At 62.6% G+C, this 20,356-nt stretch carries 15 protein-coding genes; 3 read left to right on the forward strand and 12 right to left on the reverse strand.

Going from position 1 to position 20,356, the window contains the following annotated elements; all coding sequences use genetic code 11:
- Positions 1-1,440, reverse strand: coding sequence for a cytochrome ubiquinol oxidase subunit I (locus tag ACODSV_RS20670; protein ID WP_150054035.1), 1,440 nt, complete (start codon positions 1,438-1,440; stop codon positions 1-3).
- A 317-nt stretch (positions 1,441-1,757) separates the two neighbouring features.
- Between ACODSV_RS20670 and ACODSV_RS20675 the strand changes: the two genes are divergently transcribed.
- Positions 1,758-3,008, forward strand: coding sequence for an MFS transporter (locus tag ACODSV_RS20675; protein ID WP_024077511.1), 1,251 nt, complete (start codon positions 1,758-1,760; stop codon positions 3,006-3,008).
- 174 nt (positions 3,009-3,182) lie between these two features.
- Here the strand turns inward: ACODSV_RS20675 and ACODSV_RS20680 are convergent, their stop codons facing one another.
- The 4 genes from ACODSV_RS20680 to ACODSV_RS20695 all read right to left on the reverse strand — a co-directional run bounded on the left by ACODSV_RS20680 (position 3,183) and on the right by ACODSV_RS20695 (position 7,416).
- Complete coding sequence (locus ACODSV_RS20680; protein ID WP_150054034.1) at positions 3,183-5,366, reverse strand: xanthine dehydrogenase family protein molybdopterin-binding subunit; 2,184 nt, start codon at positions 5,364-5,366, stop codon at positions 3,183-3,185.
- Complete coding sequence (locus ACODSV_RS20685) at positions 5,363-6,352, reverse strand: FAD binding domain-containing protein (RefSeq protein ID WP_150054033.1); 990 nt, start codon at positions 6,350-6,352, stop codon at positions 5,363-5,365. The genes ACODSV_RS20680 and ACODSV_RS20685 overlap by 4 nt, the downstream gene beginning before the upstream one ends.
- The gene (locus ACODSV_RS20690) at positions 6,349-6,873 is read right to left on the reverse strand and encodes a (2Fe-2S)-binding protein (RefSeq protein ID WP_150054032.1); all 525 of its coding nucleotides are present in this window, start codon (positions 6,871-6,873) and stop codon (positions 6,349-6,351) included. Before ACODSV_RS20690 ends, ACODSV_RS20685 begins: the two co-directional genes overlap by 4 nt.
- A gap of 96 nt (positions 6,874-6,969) precedes the next feature.
- A complete protein-coding gene (locus ACODSV_RS20695) occupies positions 6,970-7,416 on the reverse strand; it encodes a DUF4879 domain-containing protein (protein ID WP_150054031.1) in 447 nt (148 codons plus the stop codon).
- Between the two features lie 188 nt (positions 7,417-7,604).
- Between ACODSV_RS20695 and ACODSV_RS20700 the strand changes: the two genes are divergently transcribed.
- Positions 7,605-8,900 (forward strand): NCS2 family permease, encoded by a 1,296-nt coding sequence (locus tag ACODSV_RS20700; protein WP_150054030.1) that lies wholly within the window; start codon positions 7,605-7,607, stop codon positions 8,898-8,900.
- Positions 8,897-9,976, forward strand: a complete 1,080-nt coding sequence (gene trmA / locus ACODSV_RS20705; protein WP_024077517.1) for a tRNA (uridine(54)-C5)-methyltransferase TrmA — start codon at positions 8,897-8,899, stop codon at positions 9,974-9,976. The genes ACODSV_RS20700 and trmA overlap by 4 nt, the downstream gene beginning before the upstream one ends.
- A 690-nt stretch (positions 9,977-10,666) precedes the next feature.
- On the opposite strand, the gene ACODSV_RS20710 is transcribed toward trmA, so the two are convergent.
- The 7 genes from ACODSV_RS20710 to ACODSV_RS20740 all read right to left on the reverse strand — a co-directional run bounded on the left by ACODSV_RS20710 (position 10,667) and on the right by ACODSV_RS20740 (position 20,351).
- Complete coding sequence (locus ACODSV_RS20710; protein WP_069077065.1) at positions 10,667-11,983, reverse strand: TolC family outer membrane protein; 1,317 nt, start codon at positions 11,981-11,983, stop codon at positions 10,667-10,669.
- Complete coding sequence (locus ACODSV_RS20715; RefSeq protein WP_150095453.1) at positions 11,980-13,305, reverse strand: HlyD family type I secretion periplasmic adaptor subunit; 1,326 nt, start codon at positions 13,303-13,305, stop codon at positions 11,980-11,982. The genes ACODSV_RS20710 and ACODSV_RS20715 overlap by 4 nt, the downstream gene beginning before the upstream one ends.
- Entirely contained in the window at positions 13,302-15,038 is a 1,737-nt protein-coding gene (locus tag ACODSV_RS20720) for a type I secretion system permease/ATPase (protein WP_150055898.1), read from the reverse strand. Before ACODSV_RS20720 ends, ACODSV_RS20715 begins: the two co-directional genes overlap by 4 nt.
- Before the next feature lie 162 nt (positions 15,039-15,200).
- Positions 15,201-15,821: a heme acquisition protein HasA gene (locus tag ACODSV_RS20725; protein ID WP_150055899.1), complete on the reverse strand. Its 621-nt coding sequence runs from the start codon at positions 15,819-15,821 to the stop codon at positions 15,201-15,203.
- 81 nt (positions 15,822-15,902) lie between these two features.
- Positions 15,903-18,560 (reverse strand): TonB-dependent receptor, encoded by a 2,658-nt coding sequence (locus ACODSV_RS20730; protein WP_069077062.1) that lies wholly within the window; start codon positions 18,558-18,560, stop codon positions 15,903-15,905.
- A 207-nt stretch (positions 18,561-18,767) separates the two neighbouring features.
- Complete coding sequence (locus tag ACODSV_RS20735) at positions 18,768-19,766, reverse strand: FecR family protein (protein ID WP_150055900.1); 999 nt, start codon at positions 19,764-19,766, stop codon at positions 18,768-18,770.
- 63 nt (positions 19,767-19,829) lie between these two features.
- On the reverse strand, positions 19,830-20,351 hold the full coding sequence (locus tag ACODSV_RS20740; protein ID WP_024077524.1) for an RNA polymerase sigma factor: 522 nt from the start codon (positions 20,349-20,351) through the stop codon (positions 19,830-19,832).
- Positions 20,352-20,356: the final 5 nt, after the last annotated feature.

Raw genomic sequence — 20,356 nt, forward strand, 5'->3', positions numbered from 1 at the left:
TCAATTCCCCTTGTGCTGGATGTGGGCGTGGTCGTCATCGCCGCCATCGTCGGCGGCGGACAACGGACGGGCCGGTGTGCGTTTCTGGCCAGGGCCACCGTGGGTCGGCTCCGTGCTTTCGTGGGTCACAGGGCCTTTGCGTACCAGGCGCATCATGTAGCCCAGGCCTGCGCCAAACAGCGCGAAGTACACCACCACGAACAACACCAGGGTGATGGTCATCTGCGCCAGGCTGTGCCCGGAAGAAGCATCCGCCGTGCGCATCAACCCGTAGACCACCCACGGCTGGCGACCGATTTCGGTGGTGAACCAGCCCGCGAGAATCGCGATCAGGCCAGACGGCCCCATCCACAGGGCCAGGTACAGGAACGGCCTGAAGGTGTACATCTTGCCGCCCCGGCGCAGCCAGAGACTGAACAGCCCGGTGAAGATCATCAGGAAGCCCAGGCCGACCATGACCCGGAACGACCAGAACACGATGGTCGAGTTGGGGCGGTCTTCAGGCGCAAACTCCTTGAGCGCCGGCACCTGTTTGTCCAGGGAGTGGGTCAGGATCAGGCTGCCCAGGTAGGGAATTTCCACCGCGTATTTGGTTTTTTCGGCTTTCATGTCCGGCCAGCCAAACAGGATCAACGGCGTCGGCTCATTGCCGATATTTTCCCAGTGGCCTTCAATCGCGGCGATTTTCGCCGGCTGATGCTTGAGCGTGTTGAGGCCGTGGAAGTCACCGATCACCGCCTGGATAGGCGCCACGATCAGGGCCATCCACATCGCCATCGACAACATGGTGCGGATCGCGGGAGTATCCTTGCCACGCAACAAATGCCAGGCCGCCGAGGAGCCGACGAAGAAGGCCGTGGCGACAAACGCGGCCGTGGCCATGTGCATCAGGCGGTAGGGGAACGACGGGTTGAAGATCACCGCCAGCCAGTCGGTGGGAATCACCCGGCCGTCGATGATTTCAAAGCCCTGGGGCGTCTGCATCCAGCTGTTGGACGCCAGGATCCAGAAGGTGGAGATCAACGTACCGACCGCCACCATCACCGTGGCAAAGAAGTGCAGCTTGCGCCCCACCTTGTTCCAGCCGAACAGCATCACCCCGAGGAAACCGGCCTCGAGGAAGAAGGCCGTGAGCACTTCGTACGTGAGCAGCGGCCCGGTGACGGAGCCGGCGAAGTCCGAGAAGCGGCTCCAGTTGGTGCCGAACTGGTAAGCCATGACCAAGCCGGAGACCACGCCCATGCCGAAGTTGACGGCAAAGACCTTTGACCAGAAGTGGTAGAGGTCACGGTAGGTGTCGTTATGGGTCTTGAGCCACAGACCTTCCAGCACCGCAAGGTAACTGGCCAGGCCGATGGTGATCGCCGGGAACAGGATGTGGAACGAGATGGTGAACGCAAATTGAATTCGGGCGAGATCTAGCGCCTCCAAACCGAACATAAGTCTTCCTCTGTCAGGTAATACCGAATGCTGGCTGGAGGCCGCATCCACTGCCCCCACGGATATGGAGTGTGGCGAATTTCAATTCGTTTCTTTTTTCACCAGCCACGCAGGGATTCTGGCCTTGCGGCCGCCAGAACAAATTCTGAAATGACTTTGATCTGGATCAATCACAGTCAAAAGAGTAGTCCCATTTTCGCGGTTGGCCTGTGTGGTCTTTTGCCGCGTGACAGCTTGCCTCAGCCTTCTTCTCGCAACTAATTGTTACAGCTTGATGCTAATCTCACCCTTCCCTCCGGCCTTGACCAGAATTTCCGATGCCCAGTGAACCCGCGTTGCTGTTACGTCACCACCGCCCTTTCATCGCGTTCTGGCTGGCGCGGATCTTCACCGCCAGCGGCTTCCAGATGCTTACCGTGGCCATCGGCTGGAACCTCTACCAACTGACCGGCAACGTACTCGACCTGGGCCTGGTCGGCCTGGTGGAATTCGTCCCACGCGTGCTGTTCATGCTGCACACCGGGCATGTGGCCGACCGCTATGAGCGGCGTAAAGTCGCGGCCATCTGCCAGACCGTGCAGGCGCTGATCGCCTTGTCCCTGGCCATCGGAGGCCTGACTGGCAACGTAACCCGCGAGATGATCTTTATCCTCGCCTTCGTGCTGGGGGCCGCGCGGTCCTTCGAGATGCCCACCACCCAGGCGCTGCTGCCGAGCATCGTGCCCAGCGCGCTGTTTCCGCGCGCCGTGGCTTCGTCACAATCGGCCCAGCAACTGGCGACTATCGTCGCGCCGGCCCTCGGTGGGTTGCTCTACGCCTTTGGCAGCGTGTGGGTGTATGGCCCGACCGTGGTGCTGTACCTGATTGCCTGCGTCTTGACCCTCAACCTGCCCGCCCGCCAGACCCCGCTCAACACAGGCAAGGCGACCTTGGACTCGCTGCTCGCCGGCATCCGCTTTATCCGCAGCCGCCCGGACATCCTCGGCGCGATCTCCCTCGACCTGTTCGCCGTGCTGCTCGGCGGCGCCACCGCGTTGCTGCCGGTGTTCGCCAAGGACATCCTGCTGACCGGCGCCTGGGGCCTGGGCCTGCTACGCTCGGCCCCCGCTGTCGGTGCCTTGCTGATGTCGCTGTGGTTGGCACGGTTTGCGGTGGACCGGCAGGTCGGCCGGGTCATGTTTACCGCCGTCGGGGTGTTCGGCGTGGCGACCATTGCCTTCGGCCTCTCCACTTCGTTCTGGTTTTCCCTGGCCGTGCTGGTGGTGCTGGGCGCGGCGGACATGATCAGCATGGTGATCCGCGCCTCCTTTGTGCAACTGGAAACCCCGGATGAAATGCGCGGGCGGGTCAGTGCGGTCAATGGCCTGTTTATTGGCGCCTCGAATCAATTGGGCGAGTTCGAATCCGGGATTACCGCCCACTGGTTCGGCACTGTGCCGGCGGTGGTGATGGGCGGTATCGGCACGTTGGTGGTGACGGGGGTGTGGATCAAACTGTTCCCGACCCTGGCCAATCGCGACCGTATGCATGTGCCGGTGGAGGAGCCCGCTCAAAAAACTACCGCATAACCCATGTGGGAGGGGGCATGGGTAGGTACACGACGTTGGCTCAATACTGAGCACCCGATAGACAGGGCAGTTGTGGGTGATTTGTCAGGGGCTGAACAGTCGTGCAGATACCCATGGCTGCCGGGGGCAAGCCCCCTGCCACATCTGGATCGCCATGGGTTTGAAAGAACCGCGTTAGAGCACCTTATCCAGGGTGATCGGAAACTCCCGCACCCGCTTGCCGGTGGCGTGATAAATCGCATTGGCCACTGCCGCCGCCACTCCGACAATGCCAATCTCGCCCACGCCCTTGGACCCGAGGGCGTTGACGATCTCGTCGTGCTCTTCGACAAACAGCACGTCAATCTCGCCAATATCGGCATTCACCGGGATGTGGTACTCCGCCAGGCTGTGGTTCATGCCGCGCCCCAGTTGATGGTCGACCTGGGTCTCTTCATGCAGGGCCATGCCGATGCCCCATACCACCCCGCCGAGGATCTGGCTGCGCGCCATCTTCGGATTGACCACACGCCCAGCGGCAATCGCGCTGACGACACGGCTGACCTTGATCGTGCCCAGGTCCTCATCCACACGCACTTCAACGAACACCGCTGAATGGGTGGCGGTAGCGTAGGCCTCACGTTTTTTATCCGGTTCGCTGTCGACCTGCACCTCCAATGCATCTTCGCCGCTGTCCTTGACCAACTGCGCCAACGTCACACTCACGTCACCGGTATGCAACTGGCCGTCTTCAAAGCGTACGGATTCGGCCTCCTTGAATACCGGGTAAGTCTGCCGGGCAATGCTCAGCAACTTGCTCGTCAACGCTTCGCAGGCCTGCTGCACGGCGGTGCCGACGGACGAGACGGTAAACGAGCCGCCCTGCAATGGCGCGGTGGGTAACGAAGAGTCGCCGAGCAGAAAACGCACATCCTCCACCGCCACACCGCTGGCCTGCGCCGCGATCTGGGTCATCACCGTGTAAGTCCCGGTGCCGATATCGGTGGTGGCACTGCTCACGGTCAGCTTGCCATCGGCGTCGATCCGCGCCTTGGCGCTGGCCTTCATCTGCATGGCTTCCCATACCCCGCCGGCCATGCCCCAGCCGATCAATTGACGGCCGTCGCGCATGCTGCGCGGTTCCGGGTTGCGCTCGCGCCAGCCGAAGCGCTCGGCGCCGTCGCGGTAGCACTCGCGCAGGGCTTTGCTCGACCAGGGTTTGTCTTCGTTCTGGTTGCGCTCGGCGTAGTTGATCAAGCGCAGTTGCACCGGGTCCATGCCTAAGGCGCAGGCGAGTTCGTCCATGGCGCACTCCAGGCCGATCACGCCGAGGGCAGCGCCCGGTGCGCGCATGTCCAAGGGGGTGAACACGTCCAGGGGCACCAATTGGTAGGTCAGTTGGACGTTGTCGCAGTGGTAGAGCATGCCGCTCCACTCCACCACATGCTCGCTGAAGTCCTCGAAGCGCGAGGTCTGGCCAATCGCGGTGTGCCCCAGGGCCAGCAGGCGACCGTTGGCCGCGGCGCCCATCTGCAAACGCTGCAAGGTGCGCGGGCGGTAACCGAAGGTGAACATCTGTTGCCGGGTCAGGGTGACACGCACCGAACGCTTGAGCGCCAGGGACGCCATCACCGCCAACGGCAATTGGTATTGCGGGCGCAGGCCCGAGCCGAAAGCGCCGCCGACGAAGGCGGCAAAGATGCGCACCTGGCTTTTATCCAAGCCGAACACTTTTTGCACATAGGCTTGGCAGTTCTGCGGCCCCTGGGTCTTGTCATGGATATGCAGGGTGCCATCCGGCTGATACAGCACGGTACTGGCGTGGGGCTCCATGGGGTTGTGGTGTTCGATGGGAGTGCTGTAGTGCAGGTCGAGGCTGACGGCGGCGGCGCTCCATTGGGCCTGAAAGTTGCCGCGCGGCTCGGGCGGGGTCTGCGGCGAAGGATAAGCGTGTTCCTGCCGGGCCAGCAGGTCGGTGTCGAAGGGTTCGGTTTCGTACTCGATTTCGACCAGGGAACCGGCATGCCGCGCCAGTTCCAGGTTGTCGGCGATCACCAGGGCCAGGGGCTGGCCGTTGTAGAGCACGCGGTCGTTGTACAGCGGGCGAAACGGCGAGCCATCCGCCGCGTCGGCATCGGCGAAGGCGTCATCGTAGCTGGCGATTGTCGGCCGGTTGAGGTGATCGAGCACCCTGACCACGCCCGGCAGCGCCAGGGCTTTGGTCGCATCGATCTTGATGACGCGCCCTTTGGCGATGGTGCTGGAGACCACGCTGCCATGAAGCAGGCCGTCCTCGGGAAACTCACCGGCATATCGTGCCTGGCCGGTGACTTTGAGCAGACCGTCGACACGGTCCAGGGGTTTGCCGATAGCCGTCATGGGCGTTCTCCTGCGACAGCGGCATCACTCAGTGCGCGAATGATTGCGCGGCGCGCCAGTTTGATCTTGAAGCCGTTGTGTTGCAGCGGCTCGGCGTCTTGCAGCAAAGCGTCGGCAGCGTTGCTGAAGGTTTCGCGGCTGACCGCCTGGCCGATCAGCGCGGTTTCCACCGCGCGATCACGCCAGGGTTTATGGGCCACGCCGCCCAGGGCCAGGCGGGCGTCGACGATGCGATCGCCGTCCAGTTCCAAGGCCGCAGCGACGGAGACCAGGGCAAAGGCGTACGACGCGCGGTCGCGAATTTTCAGGTAGTGGCTGTGGCGTGCCAGGTGGTCGGCGGGCAACTCGATAGCGGTGATCAGTTCATCGTCGGCCAGCAGGTGGTCGCGCTGCGGCGTATCGCCGGGCAAACGATGGAAGTCGGCAAACTCGATGACGCGTGCGCCGCCGCGCCCTTGCACATGCACCCGCGCCGCCAGGGCGGCGAGGGCCACGCACATGTCCGACGGATGGGTGGCCACGCATTGCTCGCTGGCACCGAGGATCGCATGGATGCGGTTCAACCCGGTGCGCGCCGGGCAACCGCTGCCAGGCAGTCGTTTATTGCAGGGCACGGCGGCGTCATAGAAGTAGTAGCAACGGGTGCGCTGCAACAGGTTGCCGCCGGTGCTGGCCATATTGCGCAATTGCGGCGAAGCGCCGGCGAGGATGGCCTGGGACAGCAGCGGGTAGCGCTGCTCGATCAAAGGGTGCCAGGCCAGGTCGGCATTGCTGACCAGCGCACCGATCCGCACGCCACCCTCGGCCGTTTCTTCAACCGCGTGCAGCGGCAGCCCGGTGATATCGATCAGGTGCTCGGGCCGGCTGATGTTTTCTTTCATCAGGTCGAGCAGGTTGGTACCACCGGCAATAAAGCGCGACGCCGCGCTGCTCAGGTGCACCGCCTCATGCACATCGGCCGGCTTGCTGTAGTGGAAGGGATTCATCGCTGACCTCCCCGGGCACGACAGGCCGGCAGTGCCTCTTCGATGGCTGCGCGGATGTTGGTATAGGCGCCGCAGCGGCACAGGTTGCCGCTCATCAGCTCCTGGATCTGCGCGCTGTCATGGGCGCGGCCTTCATTGGCCAGGCCAACCGCGGAACAAATCTGGCCAGGGGTGCAGTAACCGCACTGGAAGGCATCGTGGGTGATAAAGGCTTGCTGCATCGGGTGCAGTTGCTCCCCGTCGGCCAGGCCCTCGATGGTGGTCAGCTCGGCGCCGTCGCACATCACGGCCAGGGTCAGGCAGGCGTTGACGCGCTTGCCGTCGCGCAACACCGTGCAGGCGCCGCATTGGCCGTGGTCGCAGCCTTTTTTGCTGCCGACCAGGTCCAGTTGTTCGCGCAGCAGGTCCAGCAGCGTGGTCCAGGGCAACACGTCCAGTTGGCGAGCCTGGCCGTTCAGGGTCAAGCGTATCGAGTGGGCGACGAACGGTTGGGTCGCCGCGCCATTGGGGGTCGCGCTCATAAACACCTCACGGGTTGGTGGACATCCGCGGCGTTCAGGAAAGTCGCCGTCTCAGGGGTACGACTTCCCGGGGTTTTGAGCGTTCAAGCTGATTGATCAGAGGATATTGAGCTGTGTCTTCAAGGTGTTCTGCGGGCCGTTGATCGAGGAATTGCTGTATTCGAACCAGCCTTGGGCTTCGACATTCAGGTCAAATACATAGATGTAGCCCATCAGGGTGCCTGCCCCGTTGCAGGCTTGGCTGATGTTGCCGACCTGGCACACGGGCGTACGTTGCCCGTTCAGCTCGGCACCATTGAAGCGGCCCATGGGGTTGTGGCCCAGGCCGACTTCCATCACCGACACCTTGGTAGGCCCACGATGCGTGCACATCTGCGTACTTTGCGCGCGTTCCGGGATGGTTTCGCTGCAACCCGCCGACTCAACCTTGAACACGCGCACCTCGCTCAAGGGCGGTGCAGTCGCGCCCCACACCGGTGCCGCGCCCAACCACAGGCCGAGACAAGTGATCAGGGCTAGACTCCACGCGTTGGCTTTTTTCATGCTGTCGATGACCCGCTATTGAACGTCGCCGCAGTATGCCTCAAGGCCATGCGCCACACAGCCTCGGCTGCTGGTATGATGCGCCGCTTTTTCCGATCCTCTCTGGAACCACAGGCGCTTGGCGCAGTTTGTGCTTTGACTTAGAGGTCAACAAATAACGACGCAACATAGCGTCACAGGGAGCAGGCATGCTGGAAAAGCTGTTTCAACTCAAGGCACACAACACCAACGTGCGCACCGAGATTCTCGCGGGCATCACGACATTCCTGGCCATGGCCTACATCTTGTTCGTGAACCCGAGCATCCTCGGCGAGACCGGCATGGACAAGGGCGCCGTCTTCGTCGCGACCTGCCTGGCCGCCGCCATCGGTTCGACCGTCATGGGCCTGATCGCCAACTACCCGATCGCCCTGGCGCCGGGCATGGGCCTCAACGCCTTCTTCACCTACACCGTGGTCCTGCACATGGGCCATACCTGGCAAGTGGCGCTGGGTGCGGTGTTTATTTCGGCGGTGTTGTTCTTCCTGCTGTCGATCTTCCGCATCCGTGAATGGATCATCAACAGCATCCCCCTGCCCCTGCGCTCGGCGATTGCCGCCGGTATCGGCCTGTTCCTGGCGCTGATCGCCCTGCACAACTCCGGGATCGTGGTCAGCAACCCGGCCACCATGGTGGGCCTGGGCGACTTGAAACAACCGGCACCGATTCTCGCCACCCTCGGTTTCGTGCTGATCGTGGCCCTTGAAGCCCTGGCCGTGCGCGGCGCGGTGCTGATCGGCATCCTGGCGGTGACCGTCGTCTCCATCCTGCTGGGTGTCACGCCCTTTGGCGGCGTAACGTCGATGCCACCGTCCCTGGCCCCGACCTTCCTGCAACTGGATATCAAGGGCGCGCTGGATATCGGCCTGGTCAGCGTGATCTTCGCCTTCCTGTTCGTCGACCTGTTCGACAACTCCGGCACCCTGATCGGCGTGGCCAAGCGCGCCGGCCTGATGGGCAAGGACGGCCACATGCCGAAAATGGGCCGTGCGCTGATCGCCGACAGCACCGCCGCCATGGCCGGTTCGCTGCTGGGCACCTCGACCACCACCAGCTACATCGAGTCCGCCGCTGGCGTGAGTGCCGGTGGCCGCACCGGTTTGACCGCCATCGTGGTGGCGATCCTGTTCCTGCTGGCGCTGTTCTTCTCGCCACTGGCCGCCAGCGTGCCGGCCTTCGCCACCGCACCCGCGCTGCTGTTCGTCGCGGTGCTGATGACATCGGGCCTGGCGGAAATCGACTGGGAAGACATTACTGTTGCAGCGCCAGTGGTGATTACCGCCCTGGCGATGCCCTTCACTTACTCCATCGCCAACGGCATTGCCTTCGGTTTCATCGCCTGGACCGCCATCAAGCTGCTTTCGGGCCGCTACCGTGAGCTGAACCCGGCGCTGGTGATTCTGTCGATTCTGTTTGTGATCAAGCTGGGCTGGTTCAACGCATGACTTTTGATGCCGCACGCTACACCGTTCAACTGCAAGATAAGGTCACGCGCTTGCGTGACCTGCTGGCACCGTTCGACGCCCCCGAGCCGCAGGTCTTCGACTCGCCGCTGCAGCACTTTCGCCTGCGCGCGGAGTTTCGCCTGTGGCGCGAGGGTGGCGAGCGCCACTATGCGATGTTCTCCCAGGATGACAAACGCACGCCGATCCTGATCGAAGAATTTCCCATCGCCAGCCAGCGCATCAACCAGCTGATGCCCCAGCTCAAGGCCGCCTGGCAAGCCAGCGCCGCCCTGAGCCACAAGCTGTTCCAGGTGGAATTCCTCACCACCCTGGCGGGCGACGCGATGATCACCCTGTGCTATCACCGCCCGCTGGACGAGCATTGGCACACGGCCGCGAACCAACTGGCTGCGGATCTGAACGTGAGCATCATCGGCCGCTCCAAGGGCAAGCGCGATGTGATCGGCCATGACTACGTGGTGGAAAAACTCGACGTCGGCGGCCGCACGTTCAGCTACCGCCAACCCGAAGGTGCGTTCACCCAGCCCAACGGCACGGTGAACCAGAAGATGCTCAATTGGGCGTACGAAGCCCTGGGCGATCGCGCCGATGATTTGCTGGAGCTGTATTGCGGCAACGGCAACTTCACCCTGCCGCTGGCTACCCGCGTGCGTAAAGTGCTGGCTACCGAGATCAGCAAGACCTCGGTGAATGCCGCGTTGAGCAACCTCGATGAAAACGCGGTGGATAACGTCACCCTGGTGCGCCTCTCCGCCGAAGAACTCACCGAAGCGCTGAACGAAGTGCGCCCGTTCCGTCGCTTGCAGGGCATCGACCTGAAAAGCTACGAATTCGGCAGCGTCTTCGTCGACCCGCCCCGCGCCGGCATGGACCCGGACACCTGCGAACTGACCCGGCGCTTCGAGAACATCCTGTACATCTCCTGCAACCCGGAGACGCTGGCGGCGAACATTGCGCAACTGCATGACACGCACCGCATTACACAGTGCGCGATGTTTGATCAGTTTCCATGGACCCATCATATGGAGTCCGGGGTGTTGCTGACCCGGCGATAAATCTGCCAGACAACACAGATTCCCTGTAGGAGCTGGCTTGCCAGCGATGACCATGGGTATCTACACAATTGTGTAGCAACCAACGCTAACCACGATGCGAAGCGAGCCGCCCTTGATCTTGCTTTTGATCTTGATCTCAGGCGCCCCGTTAAACCACGCTGGCCGCAATTCGACAGTGATTTGGGGGGTAAACCGGCAGGGATGCCGGTTTAGCCGCCCCGCGCCATGGATGGCGCGTGGCGGCGGCCCCCCAAATCACTGTCGGATTGCGGGCACACCGAGCCTGGGCGAGGTGCCGAGTGGTGGGGCAAGAGCCCTTTGCTTACTTTGGGGCTTTTCCAAAGTGAGCCGCCGTAAGGGCGGAACCCTAAGTGGCCGTTACCGCAGCAACGGATATGTACCCGGTCCAAACCAAAAAAATAGTCGGCCCAGAGGCCGCCATCGGGGGCAAGTCGAATCGTCGCACCGCCCGCTCCCACATTTAGGTCGCGATGCATCATTTAGATAGTCGTCGGCTCCCGAGCCGTCACGGGAGCAAGCTCCCTCGCCACAGGTTCAGGGCCATGCCAAAGTTGTGTAGATACCCATGCAGCGATGACGGTGCATCAGTCAGCACATGTGTTAACTGAACCACCACCCTCGCCGCTAAGCCGCCCCCTACAGGGGCCTGTGTATTGGCAAAGACCCTACTCATGCCGACGGCTGGAAATACCGCGCCAACGCGCGCAAATCCTGCTCGCTCAGCACCCCCGCGTAATACTTCAACTGAATCCTCGCCAGCAGATACGCATGCCGCGCATTCGCCAGGTCGCGGCGAGCGGTGAACAGTTGTTGCTCGGCGTCGAGCACGTCGAGGTTCACCCGCTCACCGCCGGCAACACTTTTTTTCGTCGCAGTAACCAGCGCAGTGGCAGAGCTGACCGCCATTTCATAAGCACGCACTTTGGCCGCGCCGCTGGTATTGAGGTTGAACTGCTTGCGCAACTCCACCAGCGTGGCCGAGGTTTGCGCATCCAGTTCGTATTGGGCCTGGGACAGTTGATTGGCCGCCTGGCGCGTAGAGGCCGATACTCCGCCGCCAGCGAACAGCGGCAGGCTGACCTGGATGCCGACCGTGTTGGTGTCGTACTTCTGGTTGTAGCTGCTTTCCGAGTCGGAGTTGGTCTGGCGGCTGGTGGCGTACAGGCTGACCTTGGGCATGTGCCCGGCGCGCTTGCGCTCCACCTCATAGGATGCCACGTCCAAGGCATGGTGCTGGGACTGGAGCTCCGGGTTGTTGGCCATGGCCAGTTCGCGCCAGGTTTCGAAACGGTTGGGTTCCAGCGGCGGGATCTCGAATTGGCGCGTCAACGGCGCCAGTTCTTCGATCTGCAGCGGTTGGCCGACGATGGCTTCCAACTCACGCAGGGCGCTGTCCTGGGCATCCAGGGATTCGATTTCTTCGGCCTGGGCCAGGCTCAGGCGTGCCTGGGTTTCCAGCACATCGGTGCGCGTGCCTTCGCCACCTTTGAGCAGGCGATCATTGAGTTGCAGGCGCTCGGCGTACGCACGTTTCTGCGCACGGCTCAGCTCGATGCGCTCTTGGGCCAACAAGGCCTGGCTGTAGGCGTTGAGAACCCGCACCGCCAGTTCCTGGCTCTTGCCGCGAAAGCGTTCATCGGCCATCAAGGCCTGGGCAGTGCCCTGGCGAAAGCGCGCGTAGGCTTCATAATCCAGCAGCGGTTGTTGCAAGGTCAGGGTCGACGCATAACTGCGGTAGTCACGGTTGCTGGTGACATCACCCGCCGTCACTTCGGACTCATTGCGCGAGTTGTTGTAACTCCACGACAAGTTCGGCAACAACGCCGCTCGGCCGATCAGGCGGTTTTCTTCACCGCCTTCACGCGCCTGAATGGCTGCCTGAAAGGTCGGATCATTGCGCAGGGCCAAGTCGTAGGCATCCAGCAAACCCAAGGCCTGGGCCGCCGAGGAACACGCGAAACACAGGGTAAACAACAGCGCCTTCATTCTTCCACCAGGGCCATGTGGGTGCGATCCATCAGGGGTTTGAACAGGTAGTTGAGCATTGAGCGCTCACCGGTCTTGACGAAGGTTTCCACCGGCATGCCTGGGCGGATCTGCACGCCGTCCAGTTGCTGCACGCCCGCCGCACTGACCTGGGCACGCAGCGTGTAATACGGCTCGTCGGTGCGCTCATCGACCTGGCGGTCCGCCGAGACCAGCGTCACCTCGCCGGCGACCCGTGGCGTGGTGGATTGGTTGAACGCCGAGAACATCAATTCCACCGGCAAGCCCGGGTGCACTTTGTCGACCATCTGCACCGGGACCCGCGCTTCAACCAGCAAGGGCTCACCCTGAGGCACGATATCCATCAACGTCTGGCCGGGCTTGATGACGCCGCCTTCGGTGTACACGTCCAGCCCCACCACCACGCCCGACACCGGCGCTCGCACCAGGCTATTGGCCAGTTCGAACTCGGCCGAGGCCAGCCGATTGCGCAGGTCGTCGCTGCGGGTGCGGGTCTCTGCCAACTGGCCGCGCAGGTCTGTCTGGAAATCTTCGCCAAGCTGGCGGATGCGCAGGCGCAGTTCGAGAACCTGGCGCTGCAATTGGCCGATGCGGCCGTAGTCCTCGGCGATGGCGCCGTCGATCTGTGAATACAGGCGCTCGCTGTCGAGCAGGCGATTGCGCGGGATGTAACCGTCACGAGCCAACTCGCGCAGGCCTTGCAGTTGCTCATTCAACGCCGCGCGCTGCTGGACTTTGCTCGCTTGCGAATCCCGTGTGCCACGCAACTGCGCCTCGGCCCCGGCGATGGTTTCGCGCAGGCCTTGTTGCTCCGTGGCCAGTGCCTGGGCGCGACTCTTGAACAATTGCCGTTGCAGGTCCAGGGTGCCCGCCGCCTCAGGATCGTTGAGCAGCTCAGGGCCGAAGTTGATCACCGCTAAACCTTCGCTTTCGGCGCTCAAGCGCGCCTCGCTGGCCAGGGACGCCAGGTACTGGCTGCGCAGGGACTGCATCTGCCCGCGCAACGGGGTTTCCTTCAAGCGCAACAGCACCTGGCCGGCGTTGACCACATCACCGTCGCGCACCTCGATACGCTCGACGATGCCCCCGGCCGGGTGCTGCACGGTCTTGCGATGGCCCGAGACCATGACCTTGCCCGGCACCGCCACGCCCTTGTCCAGTGGCGCCAACGCTGCCCAGCCGAGGAACCCGGCAAAGCCACCGAGCACCAACAGCCAGCCCAGGCGCGAATACTTTTTGTCATCCAGCGCCAGCACATTGTTCGGCGTATCACTGATCAGCACGGGTTTGCTCTGGCTCATGCCTGTTTTCCTTCACCGAGGCGGTAACTCATGCTCATGGTCGATACCGGCTTGGCCGCAGCCGGTTTCTGCCGCGCCTCCAACACGCGCGCGGTTGGGCCGAAGGCCTGCAACTGGCCTTCCCTGAGGATCAGCAGTTGGTCAGTCAGGGTCAGCAGGTTGGGCTTGTGGGTGATCAAGATCACCGTGCGGCGCTGTTGCTTGAGCTGGGTGATGGCCTGGAGCAGAGCCTGCTCGCCCACTTCATCGAGGTTGGCATTGGGCTCATCCAGCACGATCAGCGCGGGCACGCCGTACAGCGCACGCGCCAGGGCGACACGCTGTTTCTGGCCGCCGGACAACCCGGCGCCGCCCTCCCCCAACTGCGTGTCATAGCCCTGGGGCAGTTGCAGGATCAACTCATGGACACCGGCCATTTGTGCGGCGGCGAGGACTTTGTCCGCGTCGACCTCGACAAACCGTGCGATGTTATCCGCGATGCTGCCGGCGAACAGTTGAATGTCTTGCGGCAGGTAGCCGATGTGCGGGCCCAATTGCTGTTTGTCCCACAGGGCCAGGTCGGCACCGTCCAGCCGCACCTTGCCGGCCAAGGGCGCCCAGGCACCTACCAGTATTCGAGCCAGGGTGGATTTTCCGCAGCCCGACGGCCCGATCACCCCCAGCACCTCACCCGCGGCCAGAGTAAACCCAAGGTTGGCCAGCGCCGGCCGACGGCTGCCGGGAGCACAGGCACTGATTTGCTCGACGCTCAGTTGGCCTTTGGGCACCGGCAGGCTCATCCTTTCGGGCCGCGCCGGGTTGGCCTCCAGCATCTGTGACAAGCGATCAAACGCCAGGCGCGCCGAGCCCCACTGTTTCCACACACCGATCAACTGGTCGATCGGGCTGAGCACGCGGCCCATGAGGATCGAGCCGGCAATCATCATCCCCGGCGTGATATCGCCCTGCACCGCGAGCAAGGCGCCCAGGCCCAGCACCAGCGACTGCAACGCCAGGCGCACACCCTTGGACCAGGCGGTGACGGTCGCAGTCTTTTCACTCGCCAGGTTCTGCTGTGCCAGAAAGGCCTGGTGCTGGCCGAACCAACGCGCACGCAAGGTGGCGAGCATGCCCATGGCTTCGATGGCGTCGGCATTGCGCAGGTTGGCCGTGGCCTGCTGGCTGGCGCTGATGGACAGTTGGCTGGCCAGGGACATCGGGACCTGGCTGACTTGATGGTTAACCCACGCCAGCACGATCAGCAGCACTGCGCCAATCAGGGCCAGCAGCCCGAGCCAAGGGTGGAACAGGAAGATCACTAACAGGTACACCGGAAACCATGGCGCGTCGAAGAACGCGAACAACGCCTGCCCGGTGGCGAACTGGCGCAGGGTGGTCAGGTCATGCAGTGCCTGGCCGGCCGCCTGGTTGCCGCCCTTGAGTTGCGCTTCGAACGCAGCGTCGTACACCCGCTGGTTCAGGCGCATGTCCATCTGCGTGCCGAGGCGGATCACCACCTGGCTGCGCACCCACTCCAATGCCCCCATCAGGCCGAACAGGCCAAGGATCATCAGCGTCAGCATGAGCAGGGTCATCTGGTTGCCCGAGGCCAGCACCCGGTCGTACACCTGCAGCATGTACAGCGCCGGGGCCAGCATCAGCAGGTTGATCACCGCCGAGAACAGGCCGATGTTGAAGAAGCCACTTTTATAAGCCGTGAGGGCGGCCAGGGTTTCGTTGCCGGCGTGGCGCATCTGGGGATTCTCAAAGGGTTGAGCGGGCAGCGTCGTTGCGTTGACAGGCTGTACGACGCTGCGCAGAATTCGGCACCGCCGTCGCTGAAGAAGTAGAAGGCTTGGGCGACGGCGGTGTGTCATGCGGCGAATGGGAGAGCGATCTTCCATTCGCTTTTTTGCTTAGGCAGCCAGGGCAAAGTCCTGAGGCACGTCTTGCACGCCAACCAGCGCCACATCGGAGGCTGCGACCGAAGCCGAGTCCACATGCGCCACACCGGCAGCGGCCAGTTGGTCGAACGTCGAGTTGATCGACAGGCTTGGGTCAATGTCCTTGAGCAAGGAATCGATCGCCGAAGCCAGCGCCGAGCTGTCGCCACTCATCAAGCCGTAGACGATTTTGTGCACCTGGCCGTCGCGGCCTTCGGACTGCAGGCTCGACAGGCCCAGGTTGGTGAAGCTGACTTCCTGACTGGCAATGGTGTAGCCACCGCTGGCTGCGCCACCGGCGAGGGTATCGCCAAAGGTCAGTGCGTCGAGCGAACCCCAGAGCGTATGCGAAGGCGGATTGAACAAGGTGTAATGCAGGTTGCCCTCGGCCACTACCGCTGCATCGCTGACGGTGCTCGATACGCCATATTGAGTGCCGTCGAACGGCCCAGGATTGAAACCACCGGTGTTCACACCCTCTTTGACCGACCCTTCACGGTGGTTCAGGTCACCAAAGTAAGCCGACCAGTCGCTCAAGTACTGGGCAACGGTGTTCGTGGCGTAGCTCGTGCTGTATGAAATAGAAATGCTCATGCAAAACTCCAAGTCATGGGGTGGTAACTCCGCAGCAAGCCGGTGCCTGCTGTGGTTTTGCCCGTCACTGGGCAAAATCGGTCAGAACTGATATTCAACGGTGCCCTGCAGGGTGCGCCCACGGCCCAGGGTGAAGGCCAGCACATCGCCCAGGGGCACCAGGTAGGCGCGGTCGGTGACGTTCTCCATGGCCAGGCGCAAGGTCAATTGGTCGGTAGCGCGGTAGCTGCTGTACAGGTCATAGACGGTGTAAGGCTTCCAGTCGGCGGGGTAGACGCCGGTCTGTGAAGTGGTCACGCCGACGCCGCCTTTCACGTAATAACCAGCGCTATAACGGGCGCGAACCCCCACATCCAACTTGCGCTCGAAGAAACGCGCCCCCAGGGTCGCGGTGCCGCGATCCATCGGCATGTGCTCGGAGGAGCCGAGGATGGCATTGCAGCCCACGGCGGCATTGGCCGCGTCGTCCGGCACCATCGCGTCCACCGGCGTGCGGTTGCCCGGCCGCTTCTGGGTCTTGGTAACACCCCCCAACCACGCAGTCTTGCTGCAGAACTTGTTGCTGCCGAGCATGCGCGTGTAGTTGACCTGGCCGTAGGCGAAACCCGCGTCGTAATCCAACTGGTATTCGAGGCCGCGAAAACGCGTGGTCTCCAGGTTGTTGACGTAAGCCGCATTGCCGATATTGGCAATGCCATAACCGGGTGGCTGCACGCCCAGGGCCATGTAGGAAAAATCATCGACGCGGGTATTGAAGTAGGACACCTTCATGCCCGCACGGTCTTCGGCGAACAGCAGGTCTTCCTTGAGCACATTGAAGCCCACCTCCCACGCCGTGGACGTCTCGGGTTTCAAGTAGGGGTTAGGGAGAATCGACTCCGAACCGCCTCCATGGGGCCGGCCGCTGACCAGGCTTTCAGTGACTGCCGGCGGTCGCCAGCCCTTGCCGTACGTGGCGAACAGTTGCAACCAATCCACGCCTGGCTTGACCGACAGACCGAAGGTGGGCGAGAAATGCCCTTCTTCCCGATCCACGTCATAGGTCATGGGCAAGCCGATTTGCCGCGTAGTGCCGATGATGAAGGTGCGCGTGTTCAAGCCCGTTTCGCCGCGTAGCCGATAGCGGTCGTAGCGCAACCCGGCATTGAGGTTCAGCCAGTTGTCGTAGTCGTAATCCAGGCGCGCGAACAGGCTGCCCATCGCCCGATCCCCCCTGGGTGTGATGCTTTCCGCCGCCGAGGCCGTCACCGCCGAATCGGCGGCCACCATCTGGTTGGAGTCCGGCCGCACCTTGTCGTAGAAAAACTCCAGCCCATAGTTGGCCTTGATCACGGACAGCTCGCTCAAGGCAAAGGTCGAGATGTTCTGCGCCTGGAAACCATAGGTGTTGGTCTGATAGGTAACGTCGTAGCCCTTGCTGCTGCCACGGGTCAGCGTGGTTTGGTCATTGCGGGTATCGACGTAGTAAAGCTTGGCCTTGAAATCGATCAGCGGGTTGTCCGGCGTGTAGCTGTAGTCCAGTGCGAAGTTCTGCGCCGTGACGTTGCTGCTGCCGAGTTTTTCCCATAGCTGGGCTTTTTCGGCGGTCATCATGTTGACGTCGTCGTAGTCGACTTCGGTGGTCAGGTAGCTCAGTTGCAGACGCTGATCCACCGGCAGGTTGATACCGAGCTTGAGCAGGCGCGAGCGCATCACCGAGCCGGTGTACTCGACGGTGGAGTTCTTGATCCGATCCTCGCTGGCCGGCAGGAAGGAACTGCCGGTGCGCAGTTCACCGATGCTGCCTTTAGTCCCGGGTTTGTAATCACCGAGATGACGCTCACTGGCGGCCACCAGCATGTCCCACACGTCCGTCCCCACGGCAAACGCCGAACTGCCAATAAAATGCGTGCCGTTGCTGCGCCCGCCCAGCCCCGTGGTCAAGCGGATGCGCCCGCCGATTTCCTTACCGCCCTTGAGCAGGTCGGCCGCTTCCACGGTGCGAAAGTTGGCCACCCCGCCGATCACCCCGGCGCCGCCCATCGTGGAAGTGGCGCCCTTCTCGATCACCACCTCCGACAGCAATTCCGGGTCGACATACAGCGTGCCATTGCGTTGCTGGTGACCACTTTGCTGGTAGTTCTGGCGCATGCCGTCCACCGACATATTGACCCGGCCGTAGTCCTGGATACCGCGAATATTCACCGACAGCCCAGGGTCTTGCTGGCTGACCGCCGAGTAGACGCCCGGCGCCTCCTCGAGCATCTCAGCGGCATGCCGTGGCGGGTTGCGATCCAATTGCTCACGCCCCACCACACTCACCGAACGTGGCGATGAATACACCCAGTCGTTGGGGTGCAGGCCGGTGATTGTGGTGGTCGCCAGCGCCAAAGCGGCGCCGCTCTGCTCTACGCGGGTCAGGGTGACTTGGCGCTCGCCATTGAAGCGATACTCCACGGGCGCATTCCCCAGCAAATACGCCAGGCCTTCCTGCACGCCGTACTGCCCCTTCACCGTAGTGCTTTGCAAACCCGCCAGGCGCTGGCTGTCGAATAGCACTTGCAGACCGGCCTGGTCGGCGAACGCCAGCACCGCACTGCCCAGGGATTGTGCAGGGATATCCAGCATCAGCACCGCCGGTTGCGCAGCACTCGCCTGAGACTGAGCGGCGAATACTGGAGCCACTGCGGCGAACAGGCCCACGTGGATGGCCAGGGCTAACCGGCTTGCGGTGATACGCCCCTTGTTGAGTGCTGACATTTCTGTTGTTCCCTGCGCTGAGCGTTTTTGTTTATGCGAATGCTTCTCACCTAGCAAGACGTGCGACGCGCAGGAAGTCAGTAAGACTTTTTCAAAAGTTTCTAAAGGGCGGGTTTCAAGGCGAGGTATGTGTAGGAGCCGGCTTGCGGGCGATGACGTCAGAAAGACCACCGCACATCGCTCGGCAAACCGGCGCCTACAGGGCAATCAATAGATCAGGCTGAGGCCTGCCAGGTCAAAGCGTTGCACTTGAAGTTCCTGGGTGAGGGTGCCGAGGGCGGTGTCGAGCATGTCGAGGCGGAACACGCCGCTGACTTCGCGATCGCCCAGTGCCGAGTCTGTCAACACCACACGCCCGGGGCGGTAGAGGTTGAGTTGCTCGATGACTTTGGCCAGGGGCTGGCGATCGAAGATCAGTACGCCGCGTCGCCAGCTGGTGGCGCGTTCCACATCGAAGGGGTCCATGGCCACGATGCCTTCCTGGAGGTTGTAGCGTGCGGCCAGGCCTTCCTTGACCACCCTGTCGGCCGGGCCTTTTATCGGGATGGCTTGCAGGGAAACCTCGACACTGTGCTCCAGCACGCCGACCCACGCCTGGCTGTCGCTCTCGCGTGCCACCACAAACCGCGTGCCCAGCGCCCGGGTTTGCCCCCCGGCGCTCTGCACCACAAAAGGCCGGGTTTCCTCGCCCACCATCGGCGCCACGTCGAAGATCGCCGAGCCCTGGAGCAGGCTGATACGGCGTTGCACACCGTCGTAATCCAGGCGAATGGCACTGCCGGAGTCCAGCTCGACCTTGCTGCCATCGGCCAGCTGCACGGTGCGCACCTCGCCTTTCTCGGTGAGGTAATCCGCTTGCATGCGCAGCAACACCTCTGGCCCGCGCACCCAGCCGACACCGGCCACCACCACGACCAGCGCGACGGCCGCCGCACGTTGCCATGACCTGCGCCGTTTGGCCCGGCGCACGGGCATCGTCGCCGCTGATGAACGCTGGCGGTTCACCGGCGGTTCCTTGTACACGTCGCCCAGTGCCGCCCACGTCTGTTCGGCAAAGCGCAATGCCGCTTCATGACGGCTGTCGCAGGCAATCCAATGCTGCAGTTCGGCCTGCTCCTGATCGGTCAGGGCACCGGCGTGCAGGCGCACCGCCCACTCGGCGGCCGCCTCGGTAATGCTGTGCTGTTGCGGACCCTGGCTATTCACGTGTGAATCTCGAATTTTTCGTTATGTAACGCTGTGACGTCTGACGTGGCGCATTTCGGTAACTCATTCGTCGGATGGCGCCCTCTCGCCTTCCTGCAAGCGTTGCATCACGTAGGCCAACGCTTTGGCCAGGTGCTTTTGTACGGAACTGTCAGAGATGTCCAGGTGCCTCGCGACCTGGGCGTGGGTCATGCCTTCGATGCGGTTGAGACGGAAAATCTGCTGGGTGCGCTCCGGCAACTCCGCCAGTGCCTGCTTCAATGCCTGTCGCTGTTGCTGCGCCATTGCCTGAGCCTCCAACCCGGCCACTTCATCTTCAATCTCGGCCAACGCCTCATGGGGCACGGAGTCTGTCTTGCGCCGCGCTTCCTGGCGAATATGGTCGATCAGCAGATTGCTCGCCGTTCGATAGAGATAGCCCTGGGAGTTGTCGATGCGCTCGCCGGCCGGCTTTTCCGCCAGGCGCAGGAAGCTCTCCTGCACCAGATCTGCGGCCAACTGCGGGTCCCGTACCTTGCGCGCCAGATACCCGCGCAAGGTATCGGCATGCTTGAGAAACAGGCCTTTGAGATCCACGTCCGACAAACCGA

Source organism: Pseudomonas sp. FG86 (assembly GCF_057808775.1).

Excerpts from the sequence above, each read along its gene's own strand:
- ACODSV_RS20670 (WP_150054035.1), bottom strand. The coding sequence starts at position 1,440 with ATGTTCGGTTTGGAGGCGCTAGATCTCGCCCGAATTCAATTTGCGTTC.
- ACODSV_RS20675 (WP_024077511.1), top strand. The coding sequence starts at position 1,758 with ATGCCCAGTGAACCCGCGTTGCTGTTACGTCACCACCGCCCTTTCATC.
- ACODSV_RS20680 (WP_150054034.1), bottom strand. The coding sequence starts at position 5,366 with ATGACGGCTATCGGCAAACCCCTGGACCGTGTCGACGGTCTGCTCAAA.
- ACODSV_RS20685 (WP_150054033.1), bottom strand. The coding sequence starts at position 6,352 with ATGAATCCCTTCCACTACAGCAAGCCGGCCGATGTGCATGAGGCGGTG.
- ACODSV_RS20690 (WP_150054032.1), bottom strand. The coding sequence starts at position 6,873 with ATGAGCGCGACCCCCAATGGCGCGGCGACCCAACCGTTCGTCGCCCAC.
- ACODSV_RS20695 (WP_150054031.1), bottom strand. The coding sequence starts at position 7,416 with ATGAAAAAAGCCAACGCGTGGAGTCTAGCCCTGATCACTTGTCTCGGC.
- ACODSV_RS20700 (WP_150054030.1), top strand. The coding sequence starts at position 7,605 with ATGCTGGAAAAGCTGTTTCAACTCAAGGCACACAACACCAACGTGCGC.
- trmA (WP_024077517.1), top strand. The coding sequence starts at position 8,897 with ATGACTTTTGATGCCGCACGCTACACCGTTCAACTGCAAGATAAGGTC.
- ACODSV_RS20710 (WP_069077065.1), bottom strand. The coding sequence starts at position 11,983 with ATGAAGGCGCTGTTGTTTACCCTGTGTTTCGCGTGTTCCTCGGCGGCC.
- ACODSV_RS20715 (WP_150095453.1), bottom strand. The coding sequence starts at position 13,305 with ATGAGCCAGAGCAAACCCGTGCTGATCAGTGATACGCCGAACAATGTG.
- ACODSV_RS20720 (WP_150055898.1), bottom strand. The coding sequence starts at position 15,038 with ATGCGCCACGCCGGCAACGAAACCCTGGCCGCCCTCACGGCTTATAAA.
- ACODSV_RS20725 (WP_150055899.1), bottom strand. The coding sequence starts at position 15,821 with ATGAGCATTTCTATTTCATACAGCACGAGCTACGCCACGAACACCGTT.
- ACODSV_RS20730 (WP_069077062.1), bottom strand. The coding sequence starts at position 18,560 with ATGTCAGCACTCAACAAGGGGCGTATCACCGCAAGCCGGTTAGCCCTG.